This window comes from Paraburkholderia silvatlantica (assembly GCF_003096715.1).
Taxonomy (GTDB): domain Bacteria; phylum Pseudomonadota; class Gammaproteobacteria; order Burkholderiales; family Burkholderiaceae; genus Paraburkholderia; species Paraburkholderia silvatlantica.
Genome location: NZ_QEOL01000019.1, coordinates 81,773 through 107,031, shown reverse-complemented (window position 1 = coordinate 107,031; position 25,259 = coordinate 81,773). Strand labels below are relative to the sequence as shown.

The 25,259-nt window shown below is 62.4% G+C and carries 25 protein-coding genes and 1 pseudogene; 22 read left to right on the top strand and 4 right to left on the bottom strand.

Features of this window, described 5'->3' with window-relative positions:
* The first annotated feature begins 1 nt into the window (after position 1).
* The 6 genes from C7411_RS23750 to C7411_RS37115 all read left to right on the top strand — a co-directional run bounded on the left by C7411_RS23750 (position 2) and on the right by C7411_RS37115 (position 4,927).
* The gene (locus C7411_RS23750; protein ID WP_110386492.1) at positions 2-1,234 is read left to right on the top strand and encodes a transporter substrate-binding domain-containing protein; all 1,233 of its coding nucleotides are present in this window, start codon (positions 2-4) and stop codon (positions 1,232-1,234) included.
* 2 nt (positions 1,235-1,236) lie between these two features.
* Positions 1,237-1,863, top strand: coding sequence for an ANTAR domain-containing response regulator (locus C7411_RS23745; protein ID WP_133253699.1), 627 nt, complete (start codon positions 1,237-1,239; stop codon positions 1,861-1,863).
* Between the two features lie 569 nt (positions 1,864-2,432).
* Complete coding sequence (locus tag C7411_RS23740; protein ID WP_110386490.1) at positions 2,433-2,846, top strand: LysR substrate-binding domain-containing protein; 414 nt, start codon at positions 2,433-2,435, stop codon at positions 2,844-2,846.
* A 342-nt stretch (positions 2,847-3,188) separates the two neighbouring features.
* Positions 3,189-3,569 (top strand): IS66 family insertion sequence element accessory protein TnpB, encoded by a 381-nt coding sequence (gene tnpB / locus C7411_RS39005; protein WP_373682637.1) that lies wholly within the window; start codon positions 3,189-3,191, stop codon positions 3,567-3,569.
* Positions 3,476-4,477: a DMT family transporter gene (locus tag C7411_RS23730; RefSeq protein ID WP_110386488.1), complete on the top strand. Its 1,002-nt coding sequence runs from the start codon at positions 3,476-3,478 to the stop codon at positions 4,475-4,477. Before tnpB ends, C7411_RS23730 begins: the two co-directional genes overlap by 94 nt.
* A 213-nt stretch (positions 4,478-4,690) precedes the next feature.
* On the top strand, positions 4,691-4,927 hold the full coding sequence (locus tag C7411_RS37115; RefSeq protein ID WP_133253698.1) for a hypothetical protein: 237 nt from the start codon (positions 4,691-4,693) through the stop codon (positions 4,925-4,927).
* Between the two features lie 23 nt (positions 4,928-4,950).
* Here C7411_RS37115 and C7411_RS23725 read toward each other — a convergent pair whose 3' ends face one another.
* A complete protein-coding gene (locus C7411_RS23725) occupies positions 4,951-5,577 on the bottom strand; it encodes a TetR/AcrR family transcriptional regulator (RefSeq protein WP_110386487.1) in 627 nt (208 codons plus the stop codon).
* A 255-nt stretch (positions 5,578-5,832) separates the two neighbouring features.
* Between C7411_RS23725 and C7411_RS23720 the strand changes: the two genes are divergently transcribed.
* The 12 genes and pseudogenes from C7411_RS23720 to C7411_RS23665 all read left to right on the top strand — a co-directional run.
* On the top strand, positions 5,833-7,869 hold the full coding sequence (locus tag C7411_RS23720; protein ID WP_110386486.1) for an NADH:flavin oxidoreductase: 2,037 nt from the start codon (positions 5,833-5,835) through the stop codon (positions 7,867-7,869).
* A 198-nt stretch (positions 7,870-8,067) separates the two neighbouring features.
* Positions 8,068-9,393 carry a M24 family metallopeptidase gene (locus tag C7411_RS23715; RefSeq protein ID WP_110386485.1) on the top strand — a complete coding sequence of 442 codons (1,326 nt, stop codon included), beginning with the start codon at positions 8,068-8,070 and terminating at the stop codon, positions 9,391-9,393.
* A 45-nt stretch (positions 9,394-9,438) separates the two neighbouring features.
* Positions 9,439-10,431 carry an ornithine cyclodeaminase family protein gene (locus tag C7411_RS23710; RefSeq protein ID WP_165822879.1) on the top strand — a complete coding sequence of 331 codons (993 nt, stop codon included), beginning with the start codon at positions 9,439-9,441 and terminating at the stop codon, positions 10,429-10,431.
* Positions 10,432-10,450: 19 nt separating this feature from the next.
* Positions 10,451-10,969 carry a MarR family winged helix-turn-helix transcriptional regulator gene (locus tag C7411_RS23705; RefSeq protein WP_165822878.1) on the top strand — a complete coding sequence of 173 codons (519 nt, stop codon included), beginning with the start codon at positions 10,451-10,453 and terminating at the stop codon, positions 10,967-10,969.
* A gap of 255 nt (positions 10,970-11,224) precedes the next feature.
* Entirely contained in the window at positions 11,225-12,040 is an 816-nt protein-coding gene (locus C7411_RS23700; protein ID WP_110386482.1) for an amino acid ABC transporter ATP-binding protein, read from the top strand.
* Positions 12,041-12,682, top strand: a complete 642-nt coding sequence (locus C7411_RS23695) for an amino acid ABC transporter permease (RefSeq protein ID WP_110386481.1) — start codon at positions 12,041-12,043, stop codon at positions 12,680-12,682.
* Positions 12,679-13,341: an amino acid ABC transporter permease gene (locus C7411_RS23690; protein ID WP_110386480.1), complete on the top strand. Its 663-nt coding sequence runs from the start codon at positions 12,679-12,681 to the stop codon at positions 13,339-13,341. The genes C7411_RS23695 and C7411_RS23690 overlap by 4 nt, the downstream gene beginning before the upstream one ends.
* An 81-nt stretch (positions 13,342-13,422) precedes the next feature.
* Positions 13,423-14,259, top strand: a complete 837-nt coding sequence (locus C7411_RS23685; RefSeq protein WP_110386479.1) for a substrate-binding periplasmic protein — start codon at positions 13,423-13,425, stop codon at positions 14,257-14,259.
* A 162-nt stretch (positions 14,260-14,421) separates the two neighbouring features.
* Positions 14,422-15,552: a porin gene (locus C7411_RS23680; RefSeq protein ID WP_243413314.1), complete on the top strand. Its 1,131-nt coding sequence runs from the start codon at positions 14,422-14,424 to the stop codon at positions 15,550-15,552.
* A gap of 74 nt (positions 15,553-15,626) precedes the next feature.
* Positions 15,627-16,376, top strand: coding sequence for an electron transfer flavoprotein subunit beta/FixA family protein (locus C7411_RS23675; RefSeq protein ID WP_110386477.1), 750 nt, complete (start codon positions 15,627-15,629; stop codon positions 16,374-16,376).
* A gap of 16 nt (positions 16,377-16,392) precedes the next feature.
* The gene (locus C7411_RS23670) at positions 16,393-17,328 is read left to right on the top strand and encodes an electron transfer flavoprotein subunit alpha/FixB family protein (protein WP_110386476.1); all 936 of its coding nucleotides are present in this window, start codon (positions 16,393-16,395) and stop codon (positions 17,326-17,328) included.
* 171 nt (positions 17,329-17,499) lie between these two features.
* Positions 17,500-18,049, top strand: a pseudogene (locus C7411_RS23665) (IS5 family transposase); the annotation flags it as partial.
* 88 nt (positions 18,050-18,137) lie between these two features.
* Here the strand turns inward: C7411_RS23665 and C7411_RS23660 are convergent.
* Genes C7411_RS23660 through C7411_RS23650 form a run of 3 tightly spaced genes read right to left on the bottom strand, consistent with a single transcriptional unit; the run spans position 18,138 to position 21,406 of the window.
* Positions 18,138-19,169, bottom strand: coding sequence for a carbon-nitrogen hydrolase family protein (locus C7411_RS23660; RefSeq protein WP_110386475.1), 1,032 nt, complete (start codon positions 19,167-19,169; stop codon positions 18,138-18,140).
* A gap of 31 nt (positions 19,170-19,200) precedes the next feature.
* Positions 19,201-21,075 carry a solute symporter family protein gene (locus tag C7411_RS23655; protein WP_110386474.1) on the bottom strand — a complete coding sequence of 625 codons (1,875 nt, stop codon included), beginning with the start codon at positions 21,073-21,075 and terminating at the stop codon, positions 19,201-19,203.
* Positions 21,065-21,406 carry a DUF485 domain-containing protein gene (locus tag C7411_RS23650; RefSeq protein WP_110386473.1) on the bottom strand — a complete coding sequence of 114 codons (342 nt, stop codon included), beginning with the start codon at positions 21,404-21,406 and terminating at the stop codon, positions 21,065-21,067. Before C7411_RS23650 ends, C7411_RS23655 begins: the two co-directional genes overlap by 11 nt.
* A gap of 64 nt (positions 21,407-21,470) precedes the next feature.
* Between C7411_RS23650 and C7411_RS23645 the strand changes: the two genes are divergently transcribed.
* The 4 genes from C7411_RS23645 to C7411_RS23630 all read left to right on the top strand — a co-directional run bounded on the left by C7411_RS23645 (position 21,471) and on the right by C7411_RS23630 (position 25,165).
* Positions 21,471-22,466 carry a LysR family transcriptional regulator gene (locus C7411_RS23645; RefSeq protein ID WP_243413309.1) on the top strand — a complete coding sequence of 332 codons (996 nt, stop codon included), beginning with the start codon at positions 21,471-21,473 and terminating at the stop codon, positions 22,464-22,466.
* Between the two features lie 814 nt (positions 22,467-23,280).
* Positions 23,281-23,730, top strand: a complete 450-nt coding sequence (locus C7411_RS23640; protein WP_110386472.1) for a hypothetical protein — start codon at positions 23,281-23,283, stop codon at positions 23,728-23,730.
* 9 nt (positions 23,731-23,739) lie between these two features.
* Positions 23,740-24,444, top strand: coding sequence for a nucleotide-binding protein (locus C7411_RS23635; protein ID WP_181431365.1), 705 nt, complete (start codon positions 23,740-23,742; stop codon positions 24,442-24,444).
* A complete protein-coding gene (locus C7411_RS23630) occupies positions 24,437-25,165 on the top strand; it encodes a hypothetical protein (protein ID WP_110386471.1) in 729 nt (242 codons plus the stop codon). The genes C7411_RS23635 and C7411_RS23630 overlap by 8 nt, the downstream gene beginning before the upstream one ends.
* The last annotated feature ends 94 nt before the right edge of the window (positions 25,166-25,259 follow it).

Sequence of the window (25,259 nt, the reverse complement as noted above, 5' to 3'; positions counted from 1 at the left end):
TTTGTCTACCAGTGAAGTTTCGCCCGACGGGCGGCCCGGCCAGAGCGCGTCGGCCCGGGACAAAACGGTCATCCGTATCGGCATCCTGTATTCGCTGACCGGCACCTATGGCGCGATCGGCCGCGAAATGCTGAATGGCGTGCTGATGGTGATCGAGGAGTCGAACGCCAACGCGTCGTTCGACTTCCTGCTGGAGCCAGTGATCCGCGATCCGGGCGGCTCGCTCGACCAGTACTACGCGATGTGCCACGAACTGCTGCATACGCAAGGTGTGCGGCATGTGATCGGCTGCTACACGTCGGCGTCGAGAAAGCGCGTGCTGCCGCTAATCGAAGGCGCCAATGCGCTGCTATGGCACTCGCCTCGCTATGAAGGTTTCGAAAGCAGCGCCAACGTGATCTATCTCGGCGCGGCGCCGAACCAGCACGTGATTCCGCTGATCCGGCATGTCACGGACCGCTACGAAACGAAGCTCTATAACGTCGGCTCGAATTATGTGTGGTCATGGGAGATCAACCGGATTGCACGCGAGGCGATGCAGGAAGCGGGCGGCACGGTCGTCGGCGAGCAACTGGTGCCGGTGGGCGAACATACGGTGCAGGCAATCATCGACGATATCATCGAGAAGCGGCCGGCCATCGTGCTGAATACGCTCGTCGGTGAGTCGGCGTATCACTTTTATCACGCGTGGCAGCGCTCGGCGCATCAGCACGGTTTCCTCGCATCGAACGACGTGGCCAAGCTCAGCCTGACGCTGTGCGAGCCCGAGGTGAAGCTGGTGGGTGCGCAGGCGGTCGAGGGCTATCTGGTGTCGTCGGTTTATTTCCAGTCGATCCATAGCGAGCATAACCAGCGCTTTTTGCGTGAGTACCGTGCCCGTTTCGGCAGCAGCAGCTCGCCTTCGGTCGATACCGAAGCGGCTTATCTGTGCGGCGTATTTCTGAGCCGCTCGATCGCCGCGTGCGGCACGGCCGAAACGTCGGCTGTCTGCAAGGAGGTTTGCCGGCAAAAGGTGCAGGCGCCGCAAGGTACCGTTCATATCGACGCGGACAATAACCACAGCTACCTGACGCCGCGACTCGGCCGCTGCCGCGCGGACGGGCAATTCGACATCTTCTGGGAGGCGCCGAAGCCGGTCAAACCAGACCCTTATCTGACGTGGGTCGACCTGTCCGGCCTGGTCAAACCCGAGCATTCGGGATCTTTCGTTCCCCCTGATGACAGCGGGAGGTAGCGGTGAAAAAGACGTCGCTTTCTCTGAGGGGAGTGAAAGTCTGCGCGTTCTATTGCGAGAGCAGGGATCAACACAACCTCGAGCAGCAGTTCCGGCGACTCGGCGTCGAATCGACCTTTCTCGCCACGTTGCCGGATCTCGCCACGCTCGATGGCTACGACATCCTGATGTTCGACAGCGACTACGCGTCGGTCGCCAACCATGGCCGCGAGCTCGAATGGCCCGACGTGCCGCTGATTGCGATTCTCGGCACGGAGACGCCGTCACGTCTGCTGTGGGTCATCAATCAGGGCGTGTCGGGCGTTCTGCGCAAACCGGTGCGCTACGAAGGCGTGCTGTCGGCGTGCGTGCTCGCCTGCGATAACCACCGTACGCATCGCGCGTTGCGCGCGCGCATCGAGCAACTCGAAGAGCGCGTCAAGGGACGCAAATTTGTATTCTCGGCGCAACTGATGCTGATGCGCGACCGTGGTCTCAGCGAACGCGAGGCCTTCTCGACGCTCCGGACACTAGCGATGAACAGGCAGATCAGCGTCGAACAATTGAGTGTCGAGCTTCTCTCGGCAGAAGGTTCGGGTAGAAGGAGTGCTGTCGTATCCAGCGAGATGAGTAACAAATTGTTGCCATAAGGAGGCTACGCCTATTCTTAACAGAATTAAATTGATTTCTTAATTTAATTTATTTATCAATGCAATATGTTTTAATTGATTGATTAATAAATGATATTTATTGGCTTATAAGTGTATGATCTCGATCATGAAGCAGAATTCAGGCACGACAAGTCGTCGTGCTCAGGAGCATCGGCGGTAAGCGCCTTACCTCCAACGTCTTGCAGAAAAATGGCCATAGCTGGAGGAATGTTAATCTGACGCCCAGTGAAGGCAGGCTGTGTCTCAGGTCTTAGCTTCGGATCAGGCAAAAGGACGCCCAGCTCCCGTATCTGCGATAGATTTCGGGCATGGAGAAACAATGCGAATCAATGGCGCAACGAGACTTCTGGCCTCATCGGTGACCCGGTTTTCCAAGCGAGAACACCCGAGATGGCCAACGAGCTACTTGAGCAAAGGCAGCAACTTGGCCAGTACATCGTCCTTCCGTGGCATGTGAAATCGGAAAGCCTGCCTAGCCTTTGTTCGAGCTCTAAGAGTTCTGGAGAATTTTGACGGCGCGGTCGTCACCATGCCGCAGATGGCACGCGATGAGCCCCATCTTCGAACACGAAACCACTCCAGAACGTTTCGCGAGATACGACCAGATCAGTGTCTCCCGCCGTGGACTTGCGAGCGGCCCGATTGATACCGCCCTGCAACGTCTCGGACTTTCCAGGCGTGTGTCGCTTGTGGCCTCCACATTTCACTCAGGCGTTTTCATGCTCGGGAGTTCGGACCTCATCCTGACAGTGCCGGAGCACGTTGCATGGGCAGTGCGGAAGACGGGAGTGCGATCGCGTCATTTTGAACTTCCGCTTCCGCTGGAAACCGTGGTGGTTGTCCAAGCATGGCATCCTCGTTTTCAAAGCGACAGCGCGCATCAATGGCTCAGACGTATCGTGCGCGAACTCTGCAGGGGCGATGTCGATGACATACCCGGAGCAATGTTGTTTTCGAGATAATTGCGTCGCACGCACGGCAGGAGTGCAAAGATTTCAGTTTTCGGATTGATTCACCGTACCTAGACTGACCGCATTCGATGTTGTCTGTGGGAAGGTAAAACGGTGAAGTCTTTTCCGATGTCGGTTGGCGCTGTTGTGGCCTGCACTCGCTGCGTATGCGTGGATCGGGCGTGGAGGCGAATGTGAGTAGCGTCGCGCTTTCGCCAGCGCCGACCGCGTCTCCGACGACGGCCCCGACTGGTGGTGCTACGCCGCCCGCGTTTGGTGCGCGAATCCTCGTGGGCATGGGGGGCTCATGGTCGTTGTGATCCCCCAACTGAAGATCACGTGACTGAGATTGCGATGGCCGATATGCGTGGCACCATGGAGATCAGTTACGACGATGCGTCATGGCTATCTACGCTCTATCAGGTAACTATGCGTCTTGGCATGGACGGACTTGCCGCGCTGGTGCAGTCGACACTCGGACGTGATCCCGTTCTCTGGCCACACCTTTCGTTTCGCGGCCGTCGCGGTGGCCTCATCAGGTTTTTATGGTGGAGCGGCGACGGCATGAGCCTGTACGCGCTTCGGGTCGTCCTGTCAAAACTAGCCGATTGGGTCATCCGAAGTTTGCGGAGGCAATACAAATGCAGCGTGGTGTGTTGTACGGCGTGCTTGCCGGCGCGCTATGGGCAACGGTGTTCGTCGTACCCCGGCAACTGGCCGAGTTTTCACCACTGATCTTGGGCGCGGGCCGGTATGTGATGTATGGACTCGTTTCGCTCGCCGCGCTCCTACCCATGCAGCGCCGTGTCTGGCCACGCATGACGCGCGCCGATCTCATCGCGCTGGTGAAGTTCGCGCTCGTGGGCAACGTGCTTTATTACCTCTTTCTTGCGAGCGCGATTCACCTGGTGGGGATTGCTCCGGCGTCGCTGATCATAGGTGTGCTGCCCGTCACGGTCACGCTGTTCGGGCGACGCGACCATGGTGCCGTGCCGCTTTCACGCCTCGTCTGGCCGCTCGCGATGATCGCCGTCGGCATCGTCTGCATCAACGTGGACGTGTTCTCCGCCGCTGGAGACGCAGCAGGCCGCGCGAGCATGCTCACGCGCATCGCGGGTATTGGCTGCGCCGCCGGCGCGCTTGTATGCTGGACATGGTTCGCGGTCGAGAACGCCCGTTATCTGCAGCGCAACGCGCACTTCAGCGGCAACGAGTGGTCGGTGCTCTGGGGCGTGGTTACGGGCGCGCTCGGCGGGCTGCTCTGGGTCGGTATTCTCGTCATGCCGTCGCACTGGGTGCAGGAACCCGTGGCCGCCGGCCGCTGGACCGCGTTATGGCAGCTGAATCTCATCCTCGCGATTGGCGCTTCGTGGCTTGGTAACGGCCTCTGGAACGCCGCCTCCAAACGCCTGCCGCTCACGCTCTCGGGTCAGATGATCGTGTTCGAAACGCTGTTCGCCCTGCTCTATGGCTTTATCTACGACCATCGGCTGCCGCACGGGCTCGAAATCGCGGCGATCGTCCTGCTGGTGGCGGGCGTGAGCTGGTCTGTGCGCCAGCATTCGAGCGGGCCCGAAGAGAAGGCGCATGGCGACGGTATCATGTCGGACGTCGATCTGCGAGGAATCGCTAACGAAAAGTAAGCGTCAAACCGCGGCCGTCGTGACGATCGGAACTTAACCTCTGAGAGCCGCTGATTCGCAAGCACGAGATCGAAAGCGGAGGCTTTGGTTGAAGTAAGGGATCGCGATACTCGTGGCGTCCATGCCAGTCCTGGTCGAGCTAGGCCTGCCGCCCATTCCCGCAGCGGTGGATATCGGCGGCTGGCGTCTGACACCAGTCGAAACACGATCGTTTTGGGGAACGACAAGCAGATCGCGTTGCGCCCCAGTAACGAGGTGAATGTAGTAGAAGCCTCCACGCACTCGAAAATGATCCGGCTCTTGCCAAAAAGCGGCGCATTCGTGATCGACGACGCGTCTTGCGGTGACCAAGGCGGCTTTCTCTTTGGCGTCGGGCGTAACGCGCTGGTGTCGGAGCGCCCCGCACCGTTCGTTCATTTTTCTGCCGAGCACCTGAATGTGTACATGTAGTCTGACGGCTTTTTCTGTTTCCGCTATACAGCCAGCGCACGGCGCGCGAAGAAGCGCTGCATCTCGCGCTCTGAGGGTTGTACACCGGTAAATACTTCGGCATACGTAGCAATTCGCATCATCCGCTCCGCCATCGGCTCTGTCGTCTTCATCGACACATAGCCGAGTTGCGTCAGATACATCGTGCGAGCGCGTACCTGAGCCGCGAGCAGCGCGTAGCCGAAGCGCTCGAACATTTCCGTCAGCGCTGCAATCCGCTTCGCGTCCGCGTCAGCCAGCTCGGCCGCGATCTCTGGCGCCTGCTGCCCCCAGCTGCGGATGGCCGCTTCGTATCGGTTGTCGAAGATCGTGTCGTCGAACCAGCAGTCGAACACATTGAGCACGGCCTCTGAAATCGTCTCCGCGTAGGCCTGCGTGCGCGCGATCCAGTTGATGGTGTTCGTCGCCTTCCAGCGTTCAAGCAGCGTTGCGAGCAATTCCTCCCGGTCCTTGAAGAACCAGTAGAAGCTCGTCCGAGACATATTCAGCTTCTTCGCCAGCGGCAGGATCCGTACGGATTCGATGCCGCTCTCAAGCAGGCTTTCCGTCGCGGCGTCGAGCCACGTATCCGCCGTCCCGCGGATGTTGTCGGCTGCAATTGGCTCTTCCATCTGGCAAACGTCCTCCCGGTCAAATCATCGATCGGTTGTGCACTTCACAACCTGCATTGTGCCGCACCATGCCACGGCCCAGGCCGGGCACGGGCTCTGCCCTGATCCGCCCATCATAAGGGCTTTCCCAAGCAATGTGTACACATGTGTTATGTTTACTTGACACATATGTACAGTGATTCTAACCTAGGTCGCAACAGGCATCCACGTCAGGCAGTCACGAACCACGATCCCGTCCCCATCCAGAGGAATCCCATGTCGAATGACCCGCTGCTGCAGCCCTACACCCTCAAACATCTGACGTTTCGCAATCGCATCATGACGACGTCGCACGAGCCGGCGTATGCCGAGGACGGGATGCCGAAGGCGCGCTACCGCGCGTACCACGTCGAGCGCGCGAAAGCGGGCATCGCGCTGACGATGACGGCCGGCTCCGCAGCGATCTCGAAGGACAGCCCGCCGGTGTTCAACAACATCCTCGCGTACCGCGACGAGGTTGTGCCCTGGATGAAAGATCTCGTCGATGAGTGCCATGAACACGGCGCCAAGGTGATGATTCAGCTGACGCATCTCGGCCGCCGCACGCGCTGGGACAAGGGCGACTGGCTGCCGGCGGTGTCGCCATCACATGCGCGCGAGCCCGCGCACCGCGCGTTTCCCAAGAAGCTCGAGGAGTGGGACAGGGAGCGGATCGTGCGCGACTACGCGGACGCGGCGGAGCGGATGAAGGCAGCCGGACTCGACGGCATCGAGCTGGAAGCGTATGGACACTTGATGGACCAGTTCTGGTCACCGCTCACGAATACCCTCGACGCACCGTACGGCGGCTCGCTCGAAAATCGCATGCGCTTCACGTTTGACGTGCTGAGCGCAATTCGCAAGCGCGTGGGCGATGCGTTCATCGTGGGGATCCGCTATACGGCCGATGAAATGATTACCGGCGGACTGACCAGGGAAGAGGGGATGCAGTTGTCGATGGCGTTGAAGTCGAGCGGCCTGATCGACTTCCTGAACGTGATCCGCGGGCACCTTGAAACTGACGCTGGTCTCACTGACATCATCCCGATCATGGGCATGAACAGCGCACCTCACCTCGATTTCGCCGGCGAGCTTCGGAATGCTACGGATTTCCCGACCTTCCACGCGGCACGCATCCAGGACGTGGCCACCGCGCGTCACGCGATTAACTCCGGCAAGGTCGACATGATCGGCATGACGCGCGCGCACATGACCGATCCCCATATCGTGCGCAAGATCATCGAGCGCCGCGAGGACGACATTCGCCCCTGCGTTGGCGCGAACTATTGTCTCGACCGGATCTACCAGGGGGGCGCTGCGTTCTGCATCCACAACGCGGCTACCGGGCGTGAAACGACGATGCCGCATACGATCACGCCCGCCCACACGAAGCGCAAAATCGTGATCGTCGGCGCCGGACCGGCCGGCCTCGAGGCGGCACGCGTTGCCGGGGAGCGCGGGCACGACGTCGTCGTGTTCGAGGCGACCGGCCATCCCGGTGGCCAGGTCCGGCTGACGGCCCAGACGCCACGGCGCAAGGAAATGCTCGGCATCATCGACTGGCGCATGGCGCAGTGCGAGCGCCTCGGTGTGCGCTTCGCCTTCAACACGTGGGCGGACGCGTCGACCGTGCTCGACGAGCGGCCGGACGTCGTGATCGTCGCGACGGGCGGCATGCCGGACATCGAGGTGCTGACCCAGGGCGTCGAACATGTGGTGTCCGCATGGGACATCCTCTCTGGCGACGTGAAGCCAGGCAGCAATGTGCTGATCTACGACGACGCGGGTGATCACCCGGCGCTCCAGGCGGCGGAAACGATCGCGCATGCGGGTGGCGCGGTCGAGATCATGACGCCCGACCGCTCGTTCTCGCCTGAAGTCATGAGCATGAATCTCGTGCCGTACATGCGCTCGCTGCAGAAGCTCAACGCGAAGTTCACGGTTACGTACCGGCTCGAGGCCGTGCGCCGCGAAGGCAATGAGCTTGTCGCGATCGTCGGCAGCGACTACGGCGGCATCCGCAAAGAGCAGCGCTACGACCAGATTGTCGTCAATCACGGCACGATCCCGATGGACGAACTGTATTTCGCGCTGAAGGCTCAGTCGACGAACCTCGGCGCCGTCAATTACGACGATCTGATCGACGGCAAGCCACAGATCGAGAACCGCAATCCGGCGGGCCGCTTTCAGTTGTTCCGCATCGGCGACGCCGTGTCCGCACGCAACACGCACGCGGCGATCTACGACGCACTGCGGCTCGTCAAGGATCTGTAATGCACGCGTTTCCAGGGCTTTAGCGGTCCTGGAAAGGCGCGTCGCCATACAGGGGTAAACATCATTATTGGCGCATTGACAGATGGTTCCACGCGGGACTAATCTGCGTTGCAACAGGCAATGCGGCGTGATGCGCCGCAATGCGTCGAGTCTGCGCTCCCCTGTGAGTGCTCACACTCCAGCCTGAAGGAAGTCGCCGTGATCGTTGACACCGCACTACAAGCCCCCAGCGTCGCGTCCTCACTGCAAGGCGAGCACGCGAACGAACGTGCGTATCGGCAAGACGCACTGGTGCAGGACAAACGCGTCGCGCCGGTCGATCGCGCGCTGCTCGACGCGTTTGGCGCTATCGACCGCCGCGCGCTGCGTGCGTATCGCGTCGAGCGACTACGCGAGCAGTTGCGCAAGCACGACTACGCGGGCATGTTGCTCGCCGATCCGCTGAACATCCGCTATGCAACCGATACGAACAATCTCGGCCTGTGGGTCATGCATTCGCCGAGCCGTTACGTGTTCATCGCCACCGAGGGCCCGCTCGTCCTGTTCGAATTCACGAGCAGCAAGCACAACAGCGAGGGTATCGAATCGATCGGCGAGATCCGCCCGGCTACGCCATGGATATATTTTCTTGCCGGGCCGCGTGTTGAAGAGAAAGCCGAGGTGTGGGCACAGGAAATTGCGCATCTGCTGCGCACGCATGGCGGCGGCAACATGCGGCTTGCCGTGGACCGCTGCGACCCGTGGGGCGCCGACCGGCTCACTCGGCTCGGCATTACGCTGTTCGACGCGCAACCGCTGACTGAGCAGGCCCGCCTCATCAAGGGCCCCGAGGAGGTCGCGCAGCATCGTGTCTCGATGGGCGTGTGCGACCTCGGCGTCGCGCGTATGCGCGAGGCGTTGCGCCCTGGCGTCACCGAAAATCAATTGTGGAGTGTCTTTCACGAGACGAACATTGCTCACGGCGGCGAGTGGGCGGAAAGCCGGCTGCTGTCGTCGGGTCCGCGCACGAACCCGTGGTTCCAGGACGCGACGAACCGCGTGATCGAAGCGGGCGACATGGTGTGCTTCGACACCGACATGGTCGGGCCGGGCGGCTACCTCTCGGACATTTCGCGCAGCTTCGTGTGTCCCGGGCGCGGCGTATCCGCGAATCAGCGCAACCTGCTCGGCTATGCGGAAGACCAGATCCAGCACAACGTCGGACTGCTGCGCGCGGGCCTCACGTTCAGGGAATTCGCCGAGCGCTGCTGGCCGGTACCGGAGCGTTACGTGCACAACCGCTACATGATGATGCTGCACGGCGTGGGGCTGGTCGACGAATATCCGAGTGTGGTGTACGCGGTCGATTTCGACGCGTGGGGGTACGATGGCACATTCGAGGAGAACATGGTGGTGTCGGTCGAGAGCTACATCGGCGTGCAGGGCGGTGCCGAAGGCGTCAAGCTCGAGGAGCAGGTGCTGATCACGAAGACCGGTGCGATTGCGCTCTCGTCCACGCCGCTGATCGCGGACCGCAATGCATGAGTTCGCCACGTTAAGACCAGATTGCTCAGGATGATATCGAGCCCCTTGCCCCAATTGATCGACGCCGATGCGGTGCTGGGCTGCGTGCCGCCCACGCAGATGGTCGATGCGTTGGACGCCGCGCATCGGCGCGCGTGGTCGCCACTCGCGCGATTGCATGCGATGGTCCCGCGCGATGCGCGCGACGACGGCGAGATGCTGGTGTGGCTCGGTGGGGCGCAAGACGGCGCCACGGGCGCGAAAGTCGTATCGATCTCGCCCGACAACGGCCTGCGCTCGAGCGGTGCGGTCGACACCGTGCATTCGGCGTTTCTCCTCTGCGATGCGGAACACGGCCGCTTCCGCGCGATCATCGTCGGCAACTCCTTCACCCGCTACAAAACGGCAGCCGATTCCGCGCTGGGTGCCCGCCTGCTCGCACGGCGCGCGCCGCAAACGCTGACGATTGTCGGCGCCGGCGCGCAGGCGGCCACGCATTTGCGCGTCATGGCTGCGGAATTCCCGACGCTGCGGCGCATCGATGTCTGGAACCGCAACCACGAGCGTGCCGCACGACTCGCCGAACAGGCCGCTGACGACGCACCTGGTGCCGAAGCGCATGCGGTCGAGGATCTCGAGCGCAGCGTTCGCGAGGCCGACCTCGTCGTGTGCGTGACGCCTTCGACGTCGCCGGTGATCGATGGAGCGTGGCTGCGTGCGGGCTGCCACGTCGATCTGGTCGGCAGCTACACGCCGTCGATGCGGGAAGCGAACGATGCAGCGCTGCTGCGCTCGCGCATCTACGTCGATCATCGCGCGCTCGTGACCGAACATTGCGGCGACATTCGTCAGCCTCTCGAAGCCGGTGTGATCGCGGCCACCGATATTGTGGGCGATCTGTTCGACCTTTGCAGCGGCCGCGTTGCGCGGCGAGGGCACGATGCCGACATCACGCTGTTCAAGAACGGTGGCGGCGGTCATCTGGACCTGATGTTCGCCGACTGGCTGAGCCGCCTGTGCACGGTGCCGCACGATTGCCTCATGCCTGCCGATCAATGAATCGATGGAGCCGTTCCCGATGAAAGCTACCGACATCGACCTCGAAGGCAACGACACCGAGGATCGCGAAGAGGCCACGGCGGGCGACGCCGTATTTGACGCAATCGTCACCAACGGTCCGCTGAACGACGCATGGAGACTGACGCTGTGGTCGAACTATTACACGGAGCCGGTCTTCACGGAGATGATGGAGACGTTCGACGTCAGCCGCGACGAATTTAACGTGCTCGCCTGCCTCTCGATAGTGGGCGCAATGACGGCGAAGAAGATCTGCGAGGTGACGGGTCGGCCGAAAAACAGTATCAGCCGCGCCGTTAATCGGCTCGCGGAGCGAAAGATGATTCGCCGCAAGACGAATGCAGACGACCGGCGTGAGATCCGGCTCGCGTTGAACGAAAGCGGTCAGCGGCTTTACGAGCGGGTGCTGCCTGTCGCACTCGACAGGCAGACAATGATGCTGGGCGCACTCGACGAAAACGAGCGCACCGTGCTCGATCGCATCCTCGACAAGCTGATGAGCACGCGCCGGACGTGGTGAGCGCTTTGATGCAGTCGTAGCGTGCACGCTTGAGCGTACCCGAGGTAATGCGTGCCGCTCAAGATGTGATGAAAAAGGATCGCTTGAGACCGGGATATTGGATGCGTTAAATACGGTTCGTCCATTCATATCGTTATCCTCATCAATAAGATTACGAATCGCCATGCTTGAATCGACAGGCCGTTATGCCACGGCCGCGGTAAATGTCGATCGAGCTTGCGACAAGCCTTGAAAGCCGTCGACGGAGAAGCTTCCATGAACAGCATCGTCCCCCCTCCCTTGCAGCCGGAAGCGAGCCTCGCGCAGGCCAGCCGGCCCGGCATGCAGCCGATCCTGTGCGTCGAGGGCGTTGGCAAGAAGTTCGGCCCGCACCGCGTGCTGCAGGACGTCAGCTTCTCGATGTACGCCGGACAAGTGATCGCGATCATCGGCCCAAGCGGCTCAGGCAAGAGCACGCTGCTTCGCTGCATCAACCAGCTCGAACCGCCGACCGAGGGCCGCGTAACGATCGGCGACGTGACGATCGAGGCAAATCAGGCGCCCGCGCGCCGCGAGCTCGTGACGTTGCGGCGCAGGATTGGCATGGTGTTCCAGTCGTTCAACCTGTTCCCGCACCTGAGCGTGCTGCGCAATGTCAGCCTCGCACAGGAGCGCACGATGGGCCGCAGCCGCGCGCAAGCGGACAAGCGTTCGATGGAGCTGCTCGAACGCGTTGGCCTTGCGAGCAAGGCTGCGCAGTATCCGGTGCGCTGCTCGGGCGGGCAGCAGCAGCGCATCGCGATCGCCCGGGCGCTCGCGCTCGACCCGGAGATCATGCTGTTCGACGAACCGACATCGGCGCTCGATCCCGAACTCGGCCTCGAAGTGCTCGCCGTGATGAAAGAGCTCGCGGGGTCTGGGATGACGATGATCGTCGTCACGCACGAGATGCATTTTGCGGAGAGCGTGTCCGACCGCGTGATCATCATGGCGGACGGTCGCGTCCTCGAAGCCGGGCCGAGCGAAACCGTGATGTGCCACCCGCAAACGGAACGCGCAGCGAAATTCCTCAGTGCCGTGAGGGACCGCTGAATGAGCAACCATCTTTCCGCCATTCTCGCCGGCGTGCCCTGGACGATTGCATTGACGCTCACGGTCTTCGCAATCGGCGCGGTGCTGGGGCTGCCATTGTGCGCCATGCGCAAGGCCACGAATCCGCTCGTGCGCACGCTTGCAACGGCGATCGTCGTCGGTTGCCGGTCGGTGCCGCCCATCGTCTGGCTGTTTTTCGTCTTCTTCGGGATCGGCAACGACCTGCTGCCGCTCAGCCCGTTCGTGGCGGCCGCGCTCGGTCTCGGCCTCGTGACCGCCGCCAATCTTTCCGAGGTATACCGCGGTGCGCTGACCGCGATTCATCCGGGGCAGCACGAGGCGGCGAAAGTGCTGAACCTCACACGCTTCCAGCAGTTTCGCGACGTGATTCTCCCGCAGATGGTGCGCGTCGCGCTGCCGACCGCGGCAACCTACCTGATCGGCCTGCTGAAAGATTCGGCCGTCGCCTCGACGATTGGCGTGGGGGAACTCGCGTTTCAGGCCTACCACGTGTCGCAGGAGACGTTTAGCGGGCTTGGCGTCTACGCGGCAGCCGCGCTGCTGTACATCGCTCTCAGCATCCCTGTCGCATGGCTGTCGCGCTGGGCCGATCTTCATCTTCGTTCCGAGGTGTCGCGATGAGCGCCATGATCGATCTCTGGCTGTCCTGGCTGCCCGACCTGCTTGGCGGCTTCTGTCTGTCGCTCGAAGTCACCGCACTGAGCGTCGGGATCGGCATTCCGCTCGGCCTCGTGCTTGCACTTTGCGTGTCGATGCAGCCGAAGGCGATTCGCGGCGCCGCGCTCGTGTTCGTCGAAATCGGCCGAGGCGCACCGGCGCTGATCCTGCTGCAGTTCTTTTACTTCGGATTGCCGAGCGCCGGACTAACACTTTCGTCGTATCTTTCCGCCGTGATCGCTTTGGCATGTTGCACGGGCGCCTATACGAGCGAGATCATCCGCGCGGGCTTTGACGCCGTGCCGTACGGCCAGAAAGAGGCCGCTGCGGTGATCGGGCTGAGCGCGGTCGACTCACTGCGCTTCGTCATCGTGCCGCAAGGATTGCGCGTCGCGCTGCCGGCGTTGCTTGGCTTCTCGATCATGATGCTGCAGGCCACGTCGCTTTGCTTCACGATCGCGCTGCCCGAACTCGTGAGCCGCGCGTCAAACATCGGTTCGTCGACGTTCGAGTACATGCCCGTGCTGTTGCTCGCTGGACTGATGTTCGCGCTGGTCTGCGTGCCGGCGACATTCGCCGTGTCGGCGCTCGAACGCCGTCTGGGACGGCACGCGGTGCGCTGATTCGCACGTTCTGTCCGTCCTGTTGCGTCATTCACCGGTTTTCGCACTTTCAACCTGCCACGCACTTTTGGAGAGATCCTCATGACATCACCCATGCGTCGCCTTTCGTTCGCGCTCGTCGGCCTGTATTTCGCAGGCCTTGGCGCCACCGCCCACGCCGAGTCCTGCAAGCCCGCGCACCAGTTCGAGACGATCCGGCCCGGCACGTTGTCCGTTGCCGTGTGGGATTTCCCGCCGTATTCGATTCCGGCCGGCGCGCAGGATATCAAGGGTGTGGACGGCGAAATCGTCAAGCGGATTGCGGCGAGGGAGTGCCTGAAGATCTCCGTCTCGGTCGTCGATCCCGCCGCCGTGGTTCAGTCCGTCGTGTCCCGGCGCGCCGATATTGGCCTCGGCGACTGGTATCGCACAGCCGACCGTGCGAAGGTGCTCGGCCTGAGCGGTCCGATGTATCTCGACCAGATGGCGGTGATTTCGAAGCAGGGTGTCGACACGGTCGGTGGCATCGTCGGCAAGCGGGTTGGGACCGTGCAGGGCTATTTGTGGACCGGCGATCTGCAGAAGCTGCTCGGCAGCGCGCTGGTGGTCTATCCGAACCCGGTCGCAATGGCGCAGGACCTGGCCGCCGGCCGAATCGACGCGGGCACCGACAGCTATGCGGTGTCGCAGTACAACCAGACCAAAGGCGGCTATCCGGCAATGAAAATCATGCTGGTGAAGCCCGATGCGCGCGTGCCGGCCACGCTCGAACCGGGTCAGACAGCGCTGCTGTTCACGAAGACGAATGCCGCGCTCGGCACCGCGCTCAGCGCCAATATCGAAGCGTTGCGCCAGTCCGGGGAGATCGCGCGGATTCTCAAGACTTACGGCCTCTCGGCGTCGGCGGCGGAAGTGGGGGCTCCGCGGATCATCCAGTAGGACTTGCGATCGCCTCAACCGGATGTGCGTTTGTGAAACGGCGATCCCACAATTGACTTTAAGCTGCGATGAGGACGATGCGCGCTGCGGAAGCTGTCCTCATATCATACAAATTAATAAGGATACCAAATGAACAAGAGCGCGTTGAGCTTGTCCCGCTCAATGATCATCACCTCGACCTTCGCCGCTTGCTCGGCCGCTGCGCAGGCGCAGTCGACCGTCACGCTGTATGGCGCGATTGACGAGGGCATCGACTATACGAACAACAGCGGCGGCATATCGCTCTGGCACATGCAGGACGGTTCCTATGACGGCGTATACGGAAGCCGCTGGGGGCTGAGGGGGAACGAGGATCTCGGCGGCGGCCTGGCGGCGATCTTCAAGCTCGAATCAGGCTTCAGCGCCACAAACGGAAAATCGCTGCAGGGCGGCCGCCTGTTCGGCCGGCAGGCTTACGTTGGCTTGTCGGGCACGCTTCTCGGCACGCTGACGTTCGGCCGCCAGTACGATTCGGTCGTCGACTACCTGCAGCCGTTGACAGCGCCCGGCCAGTTCGGTGGCCCGTTCGTGCATGCGGGCGACATCGACAATACCGACAACTCGTTCCGCGTCGACAACTCGATCAAGTATGCGAGCCCGAACCTCGGCGGTTTGACGTTTGGCGGCATGTACTCATTCACGAATTCGACCGACCCCGACCGTGGCACCACCGGCATGTGGAGCATCGGCGCGAGCTATTCGATCGCTTCGTTCAATGTCGCAGCGGCGTATCTGTACGCGAAAGCCCCAGCTCTGCTGTTCACGGACGGCAATTTTCTGCCCAACAGGACAGGTTCCGCGATTGGCGCGTCGGGCACATTCAGCTATGTCGGCAATCCGGCGAACGAACAGGTGGCCGGGATCGGGGCGAGTTACGCGTTCGGCCAGGCGATTATCGGGGCCGACTTCACCGACACGCGCTTCGATCAGGCGAACGGCACGACGTCGACGGTTCGCTTCGACAACTACGAGGTATGGGCGCGCTACGCGCTGACTCCCGCATGGTCGGTGGGCGGTGCCTACACGTACACGCACGGGCATATCGGCTACTCGAATGCCGTGCCTATCTACCATCAAGGCGGCCTGACGACGTCATACGCGCTCTCGAAGCGCACGTCGATCTATGCGATGGGTGTCTATCAGCGTGCCGGGGGCGCCGCTTCGCAGGCCGCCATCTTCAGTGGTGTGGTGGGCGACGCGTCGAGCAACAACCATCAGATCGCATTGCGCATCGGCATGTATCACCTGTTCTAAATATTTCAGTATGCCTGATAATTTTTCCGTGCTGCATGACGATCGCGGGCCCATTCATTCATAAGGAATTGACGATGAGGATTCTGGTTCCAGTCAAGAGAGTGGTCGATTACAACGTCAAGGTCCGTGTGAAGTCGGACAATACGGGTGTCGATATCGCGAATGTGAAGATGTCGATGAACCCGTTCGACGAAATCGCCGTGGAAGAAGCGGTGCGCCTGAAGGAAGCGGACGTCGCGACCGAAGTGGTGGCCGTGTCGGTCGGTGTCGCGCAGGCACAGGAAACGCTGCGTACGGCGCTCGCGATCGGAGCGGACCGTGCGATTCTCGTCGAGTCGAACGACTGTGTCGAGCCGCTGGCCGTCGCGAAGATCCTGAAGGCGCTGGTCATCAAGGAGCAGCCGCAACTGGTGATCGTCGGCAAGCAGGCGATCGATGACGATTCGAATCAGACGGGCCAGATGCTGGCCGCACTGGCCGGTCTACCGCAAGCCACCTTTGCTTCCAGGGTCACGGTCGCCGATGGCAACGCCACGGTCGCGCGCGAAGTCGACGGCGGCGCACAAACGCTTTCCTTGAGATTACCCGCGGTGATCACCACTGACCTGCGCCTGAACGAGCCGCGCTACGTCACGCTGCCTAACATCATGAAGGCGAAGAAGAAGCCTCTGGAAACCGTGACGCCGGAGGATCTTGAGGTCGATGTGACGCCGCGTCTGAAGACGCTGAAAGTGACGGAGCCGCCAAAACGAGCAGCGGGCGTGACTGTGCCGGACGTGAAGACGCTGGTCGAGAAGCTGAAGACCGAAGCCAGGGTACTGTAAAGCGAGAGATAGAAAAATGACGAATCTGGTGATTGCCGAACACGACAACACGTCGATCAAGTCCGCTACGCTGAATACACTGGCAGCGGCGCAAAAGATCGGCGGCGACATTCACGTGCTGGTTGCGGGCCACAACGCGCAGGCGGCGGCCGACGCGGCCGCGAAGATCAGTAGTGTGAGCAAGGTGTTGCTGGCCGACGCGCCACAACTGGCCGCAGGCCTCGCGGAAAACGTCGAGGCGACGGTGCTAAGCGTCGCGCAGCATTATTCGCACATCCTCGCGCCGGCGACCGCCTACGGGAAGAATATCGCTCCGCGCATCGCCGCGAAGCTGGATGTCGCGCAAATCTCGGAGATCACGGCGGTCGAATCGGCCGACACGTTCGAGCGTTCGATCTACGCAGGCAACGCGATCGCAACGGTGCAGTCGAAAGACCCGGTCAAGGTGATCACGGTGCGTGCAACGGGTTTTGATCCGGTTGCAGCCGAAGGCGGCAGCGCATTTGTCGAGAGAGTCGACGCAGCGGCGGACGCAGGCGTGTCGCAGTTCGTGAGCCAGGAAGTGACGACGCTGGACCGTCCTGAACTGACGAGCGCAAAGATCATCGTCTCGGGAGGGCGGGGTCTGGGCAGCGGCGAGAACTACCGGAAGGTGCTGGAGCCGTTGGCAGACAGACTGCAGGCCGCGCTCGGCGCATCCCGCGCGGCAGTCGATGCGGGCTATGTGCCGAACGACTACCAGGTTGGACAGACCGGCAAAATCGTCGCGCCGCAGCTGTACATCGCGGTCGGCATTTCGGGTGCGATCCAGCACCTGGCGGGCATGAAGGACTCGAAGGTGATCGTTGCGATCAACAAGGATCCCGAAGCGCCAATTTTTAGTGTCGCCGACTTCGGTCTCGTCGATGACCTCTTCACTGCGGTGCCCCATCTGGCGGCCGAACTGGAATAGGCCGAATGGGCGAAGACTACCGCGTTCCCGGAAATGACGGCGACAGGTCAGGATCAACAGTTACGCTGAAGCTGCGCGAATTTCCGACATCATTGAGATTCTAGAGTGAAAGGAGGTCGCACAGCGCTTCGTTGCTGCGGCCACGGAAAGCATGATGACGATCGACGACCTGGCGAAGGCGAGTGGAAGGTCCGTAAGCACGGCTGGTCCGGGCGCCGCACCTGACGCAAGGTCCATCTGGCGATGGACGCGAACACCGGCCAGATCTGCGCCGCACTGATGACGCAACAGGACGAGGGAGATGGCGAAGTGCTGCCCGATTTGCTCGACCAGATTCCGAATGACGTTCCGATTGACACCATTGGAGGTGACGGCGCCTACGACACCAGGCCGTGCCACGAGCAAATTGCCTCGCGCGCGGCCATCCCGGCGATCCCGCCACGTGAGGGCGCAATACCTTGGCCTGACGCCTCGCCCAGCGCAGCGTGGCGCAATGCGGCGATCGATGCTATCGCGAAGAGCAGCAGGCGCGAATGGAAGCAAGAGAGTGGCTACCACCGGCGCTCGCTCGCAGAGGCCCTGATGTATCGGCTCAAGATACTCACGGGCCCATGCCTGTGGGCGCGCGAAATCGGCTCCCAAGCGACCGAGGTTTCGATTCGTGCAGGCGTTCAACCGCATGGCGGCGCTTGCCCGCCCGCAGTCTGTCCGTATCGCCTGAGATCGAAAACATGGAGGTCACTCCGTCCTGACGCTCGATTTACGCAACAACGCCCACAAAAGGCGTAAGCTTCCGTCAGTACGATTGTTCAATCATCAGCCGATACGGGTTCCGGAGTAAGTTGCGGACTCAAATGCTGAAGCGATGACCGCCAGGAAACCGGCTCTAGTCTGGTGCGATCGACGTTCAAAGAGAAGACGTCGAAGCGATTGTAATAGCCGACTACATCATGGAACTGCTTCGGCTCGATGCAGCGATTCAGGTCGAACTCCGCATACGCGATGCCTTCCTCGTCGCTCAGCGAGTCGCCGATCGCCGTACCGGTTGGATCGACGAACATCGTGACGGCTCGCGGCGAGCCGTCGAGCACCGCCGCCGCCACGGAATCACGGTCAACGAGGAAGTCGCGCATCCCGGCATCCATGTAACCCGCACAGATAATGCCGAATGCCTTGGCCTCGAATGAATGCGCTCCTGCTCGCAACCGGTTTGCTGCCACGTTGTCGAAATTGCCGCCTGTGACCGGCCGACGCGTCGGCCACAGCGCCGGCCAGCTCGAAATATGGATCTGCTCACCCTGCGCGATCAGCGAATAGCGGGCGAGCGGGTTCGTGTTCTCGCCGCAGATCAGGCCGCCGACGCGACCGATGCGGGTATCGACGACCTGCAGGCCGGCGCCGTCGCCTGCAGCCCACACGAGCTTCTCGTAAAACGTCGGCACCAGTTTGCGATGCAGGTTCTGCACCTCGCCACGGTCGTCGATCATTACGTTCGAATTCCACAGGCAACCGACGCTCGCATGCGAGCGCTCGCTGAAGCCCATCGACACGAACACGCCGTTGCGCTGCGCTTCGGCCGCGATTTCGGCGAGTTCGCTGCCGTCCGCGTACAGGCTTTCATGCGCGAAACGCTCAAACAGGTCGTGATTGTCAATCGGCGCCCACAGCGACGCCCAGACTGGAAACGCGGGGATGTACGACTCAGGAAACGCGATCAGTTGCGCGCCGTTGCGGCTCGCCTCACGGATCAGCGAGACGGCCTTCGCGACCGTCGCGCGCTTGTTCAGGAAGACGGGCGCTGCGTGGACGGCAGCGACCTTCACGGTGGGGAGAGTGGACATGGTATAGGCTCAGGGGGTTATATCGAATGTTTCAGTGGTCGGCTGCGGAGATCGCGCCGTAGCCCGTTTCGCGGCGCACGACCAGTTCGGCCCAGCGGTCGCGGGCGGTCGCGTCGCGAGTGAAAAGCGAGACGAGAACGACGAGGAGGAAACCGACTGGAATCGAGATGATCCCGGGGTTGCGCAGGCCGATGAGCGGCGCTTTCAGCCCGACGATGCTGGTCGCGTCGGGAGCGATCGCATCGGCGCTTGCCTGGGTGGCGGCGCGCCGTTTCGTCAGTTGCTCGATCCTTTCGGCGTCCGACGCCGGCGTGGCGGCAAGCTGCGCGTCGACGGCCGCGATCTGCTGCAACGCCTGGTCCCGGATCATGGACGGGTAGGTCATATTCGGTGATACGAGAACCAGCGAGACGGCGGCCAGCGTTCCGCCGACGATGCCGACGAGCACGCCCTGCGTGGTCGTGCGTCGCCAGTAGAGTGTCAGCACCAGTGCGGGAAGGTTGGCCGATGCGGCGACCGCATAGCCGAGCCCGACAAGTTGCGCGACGTTCTGGCCGCGTTCGAGAATGCTGACGCCGACCGCGACGGCGCCCACTGCAAGCGTCGCCACGCGCGCGGCCGTGACCTGCTGCCGGTCGGTGGCATTGCCGTGCCTGATCGCACCAACGTAGACGTCGTGGGCGAGCGACGATGCGGCAGCCAGCGTGAGCCCGGCGACGACGGCGACGATCGTCGCGAACGCCACTGCGGCGATGAAGGCGAGCATCAGATCGCCGCCGACACTGCCCTGGCCGCCCGTCAATGCCTGCGCGAGCAGCGGCGCCGCAAGGTTGCCGCCTTTGTCGAGTGACGCGATCAGGGGCGCGCCGACGAAATAGGCGGCTGCAAAGCCGATGACGATAATCGACAGGTGGCAGACGCCGATGCCGAGCATGGCCCACATCACCGATTGGCGTGCGGCCTTCGCGTCCTTCACAGTGAACAGGCGCATCAGGATGTGCGGCATCGCGGCGGTGCCGAGCACGAGCGCGAGGCCGAGCGAAAGCAGTTCTAGCGGCTTGTTCAGATAGAGGCCGGGTTCGAGAAAGCGCCACCCGAGCGCTTCGCCGGCAAGGCCGGCGTTCGCCCCGTGCGCGGCCACAATCGACGCGACGTGCGCCTGCACGAGCGGGCTGTGGACGACCGCGTCCATGAACGCGGGGACGCGGAACCCGAACGGCAGCCATGCGAGCACGACGAGGAAGAACGATGCGCCGATCAGCAGCGCGGCCTTGATCACCTGCACCCACGTCGTCGCCTTCATGCCACCGCACGCGACGTAGACGAGCATCAGGCCGCCGACGCCGCACACGGAGACGTCGTAATCGATGCCGACGAGCGCGCGTACGATGACCGCGCCACCGACGATCTGCGGAATCATGTACGCGAGCGCGACGACCACGCTCGACACGGCGGACACCGCCTTGGTCGCACGAAAGCCGTTGCGCGCCACCAGCACGTCGCCGATTGTATAGCGGCCGAGGTTGCGGCACGGCTCCGCGATGAACAGCAGCACCGGGATGAATGCCGCAAAGAACCCGACCAGATAGATGGTCCCGTCGAAGCCGTATAGTGCGATGAGTCCGGATGCGCCGAGGAAGGCGGCCGCGGAGAGATAGTCGCCGGCGATCGCGAGGCCGTTCTTCGCCGGCCCGATGCTGCCGCCAGCCGTATAGAAGTCTCCGGCCGTGCGGTTGCTGCGCGAGGCGAACCAGGTGATCAGCAGCGTCGACGCGATGACGAGGCCAAACATCGCCCAGGTAAGCAGCCGATGGCTGACTGCCGAGCCGGCGACGCCGGCGGCAAGGGCGGGCGCGGTCGGTGCGACGCAGGCAGCGGCGACGGCGGTGCGCAGGCTAGTACGCATGGTGTTCCTCCACGAACGCGGCGTCGCTCTGCACGCGGGGTGCGAGGCTTTCGGCGGCGCGATCGATCGCGGCCGAGCGGCGCATGAAGACGTAGGCGATCAGCCCGCCGAACGGATACTGCGACACCGCGAACACGGTGCCGAGGTTGATCCCGGCGGCGAGCCTGATCCGGAATACGTCGGGGCCCCATGCGATCAGCGCGGGAATGGAAAAGTAATACAGCGCGGACAGGACGCCGAGCACGACGATCGTATTGCGCCGCCGGCGCGCCACCTGCTTGAAGCACGTGCTTGCCAGCACGGCGTTCCAGTCTGGATCGCTTTTGGTCATCGGGAATCTCCGTCTGGTGATCAATCGCAACCGGAACAGACTTCCGGCCGCACCCTGAAAGTCTATGAAAGCCGCATTGCCTGACGAACCGGAAAACAATCTATGGCCTGTGCAATTTTGCACAGCGAGAATGGCGACGGGAAAACATGCGAGTGTCGCCGTGAATATCAACCGCCTTAGCTGGGACGATCTGAGGATATTCCTTGCGGTCGCCCGCGCCGGAAACCTGTCGAAGGCTGGTCGGCTACTGGGCATCGATCACGCGACGGTCGGACGGCGAATTTCCGCGCTGGAATTCGCTCTCGAAACGCCCGTCTTTGAGCGTGACCGGCAGGGATACAGATTGAACGCGCAGGGCCGCGAAATGCTGGGCCTCGTCGAAGCCGTCGAAGCGAATGTGCTGACGTTGGGCGATCTGCTGAACGGGGAACAACCCGGACTGGCTGGCCACGTGCGCATCGCGACGATGGAGGGCATCGCCTCACTTTATCTAAGCGAGCAATTCGTCGATTTCAAAAGGCGCCAGCCCGGTATCACGATTGAGCTGGTTACCTCGTCGACGGACGTTCGTATATCGCACCGTGAGGCCGATCTTTTTATTGGTTTTTTTGAGCCAAGAGGTTCCAATCTGGAAATTCGGCAGGTCGGCCGTTTCACGCTTCATCTGTATGCACATCCAGACTATCTGGCTCAAGTCGGCACTCCACAGACTGTCGATGATCTTAAGCGGCATCGCTTTGTTGGATATATCGATGACCTGATACAACTCGATGCTGTGCGCTGGCTTGATGATGCGGTTCACAACCCTTCAATCGCTCTGCACTCAACTAGCATGATTGCCCAGATGTTTGCAGCAGCTGCGGGCGGAGGTCTCGTCATGCTTCCGGCGTTTTCGCGAGCTGAACGATTTGGCCTTGTGCCGGTCCTCGCGGGCGAAATTACAGTTGCGCGCGATGTGTGGATGAGCTCACATCAATACCTTCGACGAGTTCCAAGAATCAGGGCTGCAGCTGCATTTCTCATAGAGATTATGGAGCGGGACTATCCGCCGGGAAGGTAGGAACTGCGGGTCGGGCCTCTTCGGGTTGACAGTAAACCGGTCTGCGCTTGCACGCAGCGTCGGCGCCCAAAACCGGCGGTAGCCTATCCTGCAATACCGTGTTTTTCGTGCGCTTTTTGTCGCCCCGCGTAAACGTTCTGCGCAGAGGTTTCCCTCGCAGCGTAAACGCCTGTTCAGGCCCCGGAGTATCGCGTGCGAATGAAGTGCGAACGTCGTGCGCACCCTGTGCGTAACGTGGGCGCATAGGCGTAGACCACGACGCAAAGCGGGTGCGCAGGTCGGTGCGTAGATGATTGCGCAGGCTGTGCGTAACGTCGTCCTCGTCAGTGCGAAATCACGTGCGTACCGTCGTGAGTATGCCGGTGGGCATGATATGTGTTCGAAACGTGCTGGACATACACTACGCGAAGCGCAGCGCACGCGCTGCTACGTTGCGGGCCATGCGCACAAACGGCGTTGGCGATGCTCAATGTGCTGCGTAGCGATGTGCGTTGATGTTGCGTTGTCGAGGCTCATATGCTGCGTATCGGAGAGCGAACCCGGTGCGTCGCGTGAGCGCGATCCCGTGCGTATGCGATGCGCAGGGAGGGCGAACCGTAGTGCGTCGCGGTGAAACTGTTGCGCGTGTACGACAGGCGTAAAAAAGTGCGTTGTTCCCACGACTTCCTATCGCATCCCACGTCTTCCCATGTGCGTTTGCCGTGCGGAAAAAGGCGGTTGACGCGTGCGTATGCGGTGCGCAGGATGGTGACAAGGCCGTGCCGAATGCAGAGGTGAACGGCAGGTGTGAAGGTGTGCGCACTGGAGGGTGACCATGCCTGTCGCGAAGGTCTATACGAAGTCGCAATGGGAGGCGTTCGCGTGTGCGCTGGATGCGCTGCCGGAGAAACCCGATACCGAACGCGGGGTTACCGTGCGCGACGCGATGAAGGAGATGCGCGCGCGCGTGCGCGCCGCGCAGGCGAAGGGCTACACCCTGGAGCAGATCGCGGAGCAGGCGAAGTCGCATGGCATCGAGATTACGGCGGGCGCGCTTCGCTACGGTCTGCGCGCGGCTGCGAAGGGCGGCGGCGCGAACGGCGCGCGCGCATCAACGGGCACGCGTGCAACAGGACAGGCAGGTGCGTCCCCGGCGCGTGCGGCTGACAGTGCGCCGCGCGCGCATCCGGTCCGCAGGGATGGGGGAAAGGCCGTAACCAGACAACCCATGCCGGTACAGGGCACGCTCGGATTTGCGATCCGGCCCGACACCGACGACCTGTAGGGAGTCGCAATGAACGCGACCGTGGACACGACAGTCAATCCCATCTATCTCGTTGGCGGCGGCAAGGGCGGCGTCGGCAAGAGCGTGGTCGCGCTCGCGCTCGTCGACTATCTGCAGCGCCGGGGCGTGAAGACCGTTCTGGTGGAGAACGACACGTCGAACCCAGACGTGATGCGGGCCATGCATGACGAGATCGAATGTGCGTCGTTCGATCTGGACACGGCGGGCGGCTGGATCGACGTGGTGAACTACTGCGATGCCCATCGCGATGCGGCTGTGGTGGTGAGCACGGCGGCGCGCAACCAGGACGGGGTCACGCGGTACGGTGCGACGCTCGGCAGTACGCTCGCCGAACTCGGGCGGCGGCTCGTCGTGTTGTGGGTCATCAACCGGCAGCGCGACAGTCTCGAACTGCTGCGCCAGTTCAGTGAAACGTTCCCGGATGCAACGGTGCATGTCGTACGTAACGGTCTGTTCGGTGCCCCCGATCGCTTCGTGCTGTACCGCGATTCGAAGCTGCGAAAGGCGATCGAGGCAAAGGGCCGGTCACTGGATTTTCCCGAACTGGCCGACCGGGTAGCCGATGACCTGCGCAGCCAGCGGCTGTCGGTGCGCAAGGCGGTGGAAACGCTGCCCATCGGGCAGCGTGCGGAACTGCTGCGCTGGCGCGGGTGTTATGACGCGATGTTCGCGCTGGTGACGGGCGATGCGTGAGCGGCGGCCAAGGCGGGAGCGGCACCAGCGTCCGGCCGATCCGCTCGCGCGGCTCTTTATGGAAGTGAGCGGCGCGCCGCCCGACGACGCGAGCCTGCTGCGCATGCGCCGGGTGTCGGCGGCGCTGAACCTGCGCGACAACGACGCGCTGTGGTCGGTACTGGCAGTGCTCGAATACTACGTGCGCCTCTACGAAGCGATGCCGGAGCGCATCCGGCAGGCGGGCGCGGGCGGCGTCGACGCGGCACGGGCCGAAGCGTATGCGGCGACGCAGGCGCTGATGGCCCAGCACCGTGAGGCGCTGGAACGCTGCAAGGAAACGATCATCATCGCGGAGAAGATGACGACCGAGCACCAGGCGCGCTACCGGGCGGCGCTGGCAGAGCTGAACCGTGAGGCGCTTGGGGCGCTCACGACGCACGCGGCGCAGCGGATCGCGCAGGCAGCGGGAAACCGGCTCGTGGGCGCGGCGGCGATGGCTGCCCGTGAGCAGCGGCAGCGGCTCGATGCCGCGCTCGCGTCATTCGAGCGCGTCGCCATGCGGCGGCTCGTGCGGGCGTGTTACGGGCTTGTGGTGGCGGGAGTGGTCGTGATGGTGATCGCGGCGGGCGCGGGCGGACTGGCGGGATGGTGGGCAGGGGCGCATTGGGGGGCTGACGGCTCGCCGTCTGCCCGGACGGGTCATGTCTCGCTGGCGTCGTCCGCGAGCATGCCGCAGTGAATCACGAAGCCGCATCAAGCATTTTTGTCCGAAGGGCGGCGTGAGTGTACGGGCGTCCGGTCCAGGCAGGCAGACGGCGGTCCGTCTGCCTGTG

Coding starts and splice junctions, on each gene's coding strand:
- C7411_RS23690 (WP_110386480.1), top strand. CDS start 12,679: ATGAGCGCCATGATCGATCTCTGGCTGTCCTGGCTGCCCGACCTGCTT.
- C7411_RS23695 (WP_110386481.1), top strand. CDS start 12,041: ATGAGCAACCATCTTTCCGCCATTCTCGCCGGCGTGCCCTGGACGATT.
- C7411_RS23645 (WP_243413309.1), top strand. CDS start 21,471: ATGAAAGCCGCATTGCCTGACGAACCGGAAAACAATCTATGGCCTGTG.
- tnpB (WP_373682637.1), top strand. CDS start 3,189: ATGGCCGATATGCGTGGCACCATGGAGATCAGTTACGACGATGCGTCA.
- C7411_RS23680 (WP_243413314.1), top strand. CDS start 14,422: ATGATCATCACCTCGACCTTCGCCGCTTGCTCGGCCGCTGCGCAGGCG.
- C7411_RS23655 (WP_110386474.1), bottom strand. CDS start 21,075: ATGCGTACTAGCCTGCGCACCGCCGTCGCCGCTGCCTGCGTCGCACCG.
- C7411_RS23725 (WP_110386487.1), bottom strand. CDS start 5,577: ATGGAAGAGCCAATTGCAGCCGACAACATCCGCGGGACGGCGGATACG.
- C7411_RS23630 (WP_110386471.1), top strand. CDS start 24,437: ATGCGTGAGCGGCGGCCAAGGCGGGAGCGGCACCAGCGTCCGGCCGAT.
- C7411_RS23700 (WP_110386482.1), top strand. CDS start 11,225: ATGAACAGCATCGTCCCCCCTCCCTTGCAGCCGGAAGCGAGCCTCGCG.
- C7411_RS23740 (WP_110386490.1), top strand. CDS start 2,433: ATGAGCCCCATCTTCGAACACGAAACCACTCCAGAACGTTTCGCGAGA.
- C7411_RS23685 (WP_110386479.1), top strand. CDS start 13,423: ATGACATCACCCATGCGTCGCCTTTCGTTCGCGCTCGTCGGCCTGTAT.
- C7411_RS23705 (WP_165822878.1), top strand. CDS start 10,451: ATGAAAGCTACCGACATCGACCTCGAAGGCAACGACACCGAGGATCGC.
- C7411_RS23660 (WP_110386475.1), bottom strand. CDS start 19,169: ATGTCCACTCTCCCCACCGTGAAGGTCGCTGCCGTCCACGCAGCGCCC.
- C7411_RS23635 (WP_181431365.1), top strand. CDS start 23,740: ATGAACGCGACCGTGGACACGACAGTCAATCCCATCTATCTCGTTGGC.
- C7411_RS23675 (WP_110386477.1), top strand. CDS start 15,627: ATGAGGATTCTGGTTCCAGTCAAGAGAGTGGTCGATTACAACGTCAAG.
- C7411_RS23720 (WP_110386486.1), top strand. CDS start 5,833: ATGTCGAATGACCCGCTGCTGCAGCCCTACACCCTCAAACATCTGACG.
- C7411_RS23670 (WP_110386476.1), top strand. CDS start 16,393: ATGACGAATCTGGTGATTGCCGAACACGACAACACGTCGATCAAGTCC.
- C7411_RS23730 (WP_110386488.1), top strand. CDS start 3,476: ATGCAGCGTGGTGTGTTGTACGGCGTGCTTGCCGGCGCGCTATGGGCA.
- C7411_RS23650 (WP_110386473.1), bottom strand. CDS start 21,406: ATGACCAAAAGCGATCCAGACTGGAACGCCGTGCTGGCAAGCACGTGC.
- C7411_RS23640 (WP_110386472.1), top strand. CDS start 23,281: ATGCCTGTCGCGAAGGTCTATACGAAGTCGCAATGGGAGGCGTTCGCG.